The organism is Limnohabitans sp. (assembly GCF_040401135.1).
Lineage (GTDB): Bacteria > Pseudomonadota > Gammaproteobacteria > Burkholderiales > Burkholderiaceae_C > Limnohabitans.
In genome coordinates, this window is the sequence record NZ_JBBAOV010000060.1 from 1 (window position 1) to 3,215 (window position 3,215).

1 protein-coding gene is annotated in these 3,215 nt (G+C 56.2%); it reads left to right on the forward strand.

What is annotated here, in order from left to right:
- Positions 1-1,848: 1,848 nt before the first annotated feature.
- Entirely contained in the window at positions 1,849-3,186 is a 1,338-nt protein-coding gene (locus tag ABWP81_RS11515; RefSeq protein ID WP_353141901.1) for a hypothetical protein, read from the forward strand.
- Positions 3,187-3,215: the final 29 nt, after the last annotated feature.

The window sequence follows — 3,215 nt, forward strand, 5'->3', positions numbered from 1 at the left end:
TGCCATGCCGCTCAATGCTACGGACAGCCGACTCTAGCTCTTCTGACGATGCTCGCCGCTGGAAGCGACTACGGCCAACGTCGCATCCAGCCGTGCCAAAGGTCAAAGGGAGAAGACGCATGAGATCATCGAGAACTTTGAAGGCATCGTCGTCGGGCGACGAATGCAAGGTTTCATGCCGCCCAAAGTGCAAGAAGATTGATCTGTTGCCTCGACCTTCCTCCCCCCTTGATTTTGGCTGCTTGAGTTTCACTTGTGGGGGTCGGCCGTGATTCCGTGACGTCCTGCGGGCCAGCTCGGGAACAAATTACAAATACAGTGCTCGGAACCAAGTTTGAGTCACAGGCTTCTTTGCTTTCATTGCCTTCGGGTTGGCAGAGGTGGTGTCGGGGTGTCGTGCGGTTGACTCGTCCGGCGATGCATCTGACCCAGAGGGGCTGCGTCGGGTGGAGTCGTCAGACGGTGAGCATGGTGTCAGTGGAGTTCCGGTGTCCTGCAGTCAGCAGCCAGCATCGTCGTCTTCCACAATACCGGCGTCCTCTTCCACTGTGCAGGCTCCAGCGGTGGTTGCTCTGGATCTGACATCCATTCAGTTGCAATGTGGCGCTGCTGGCATCACTGTTCGAGAGAAGTTGAGTGAATATGAGCGCAGTCAAATGGATCCCCACCGAATAAGAAAGCTTTTGTCAGAAAAGTGCGGTTGCCGGGAGGGTTGCTTCAGCAAATTGAAACCCAAGGAGTCACAGCTCGTACAGGTTGGCCGGGTCTGCCCCCCAAGCAACTTCAGGTATCCGTTGCCCTGCCCCACCGTCACCCTTGCCTTCCTTGCCCCGTCCTCACACAGTTGCTTGGCGGGTGACTTGGAGGTGCTGCATTGGTGGTATGGGCATCTGGGCGACGACGAGCGTATCTTCATGTTTTCCACACTGTATGACTATATCGGACGTTCGCCGTCTTCTGAAAGCGGCAAAAAACAGTTGCGCACTTCGTGGAGTCTGTGCGGCGTGACCATATGCAGACTCGGATTTCGCAAAGTTATCGGCATCGGATCCACCAAGTTGGTCAAAATGATCCATGGGATTCCCGACAGGAGGCGACATTATGTCCATCAGCGACCGTCGGTTCCCAAGCGAAGTGCGGACCACCGACGCCCCCGCTTCCCGGAGTACCCCGGGTTTCACAGCCCAGGCCCTACGACGTTGGAGCTCGGACCTCCACAGTTTTGGCCGGTGGTCCACATTTCGCATAGATTGGTTTCCGAGTGATTCGCGAATGAACATTGAGGCGCACAAACACAATCCGCAATTGCCCGCAGAGAGATCGGGTCAACGCCTTCTTCTTGGAAATTTACATGTCTGCAGCCGAACCTCTCCCCCACGAAAGGTACTTGGCGAAAGGCGTCGCAACGGTGTGACTGGGAGGCTGGGCATTATCCCGAAGGAGTCGTCTTTTTCACCCACCCCATTTTATTTTCGAGCCTGCCTGGGGAGGAGCGACGCAGCTATCCAATGCCCCGCCTTCCAGTTGCTCGTAGTTGCAGGCAGCATCGACGGAAACATTCAAGTTGAAGATCATACGTTTGCGATGGCGACTCTGGATGCGGGCTCTGCCGACGAAGTTGCCGACGAGGATTGGAATCCAGACCGCAGCGTTCCAGAGACAGTGCACATGTTCCTCGGAAAGGACATTGGCCTGACTCGGCGGCACTTGCCGCATAGTTGCTTGTCTCACTTGTACTGGCTGTTCGTTGCCACTTGCGGAGAGAGTCCCGGTCTACTAACGGAGCCTTGCATCACGGTGCGGAGTCCCGGTGTAACGGAGTCTTGCAGCACGGTGCCTTCGTACCACGTGTTCAGCGATGCTTGGCATTCCGTTTGGCACCAGTACTTGCTATTCCGCAAGGTATCGCAACATGCGGAATGCAAGGCGTGCTTCCACGCCCGCACGAAGATCCACGATCGGGGGATATCATTTGCAGAGCGGTTAGGCTACGCCCGCGAGTGGCGCGACCACCTGCGTGACCAGTACCATGACCGCACCATATACTGGCACAATCGCTATGCCAGCAGGAGCAAGCAAGGTGTCCTGACGATAATTATCGATTCTATGGATAAGGCGAAATTCGCATGGCCCCAATATGAATGGGGCCGGGTCGACAAGATGTTGGACACTGTCAGGCGGCCGCGGCTGGTATTAACCGCTGCCATCGCACACGGATACGGCACGTTTTTCTTCGTCGCTGATGAAGATTTGACTCACGGGGCCGATGCGTTTCTGGATGTGCTGGAGAGAGTCTTGGAGACCGTTTGGGCTGAGTGCAGGCGGGAAGGTCTAAGATTTCCAGATCACCTTGTAGTCCAAAGCGATAACACCACAGCGCAGGCGAAGAACTCAGAGGTCAACGTGTTTATGGCTTATCTCGTCGTCCGCTACAAATTCCGCACAACACATCTGATGTTCTTGATAGTGGGTCACACACACGAGGATATTGATCAACTGTTTGGGCTGGTTCTGCAGGTCGTGCTCAGAGTCGTCAAATTCCAAACGAAAGGAGAGCTAGTCGAGCTATTGCGCACTCGTATGCGGCATCTCATTGAGAACCGCGGAGAGACCCTACATGTGGACGTACTTGAGCACGTCCGCGATTTCCACACTTGGCTAGCCCCTTTGAAAGTGGAGTTGTACAATTGTTGGGGCACCCGGAGGGGAGTGGAAGCGCCTCATGCTTTTTCGTACAAGTTGCGACGCGACCTCGATTCTCACGAAGCTGCAGCGGTTGAAACTCGCCGCGGCTGCGGCACGGACGTGATGTGCTGCGTGAAGACGTACATGCATTCCCCGCAATTGCAGCAGTCACCGCTGGTCGTGCTTCCGCGGGAGAGATACGCTGCCGCTGCTCTCTCTGCAGGCCCCGTTGCCATGGTGCAGCGACACAAGGTCTCTGAAAAACGCAAAGAGGAATTGATGGACCTTGCCCTGCTGCTTCGGGGGCAGCCCTACAACATGCACCGGGGAGCTGACGATCTGGAGCGGTTTGTAGCCGGTCCAGGGCCGGCAAGCTTTCCAGCGACACCTTGGCTGCAAGCCGAAGCCGCAGATTGGAGCATGCCTGCACAGCCAGGCACCGAGTTGACCCCGCACTTGCCAGAGACGTCTTGGCCTATGCGCGTGCGTTTCAAGCGCTAGGGTCCCGGTGTTACGGTGTCAGCACGCAT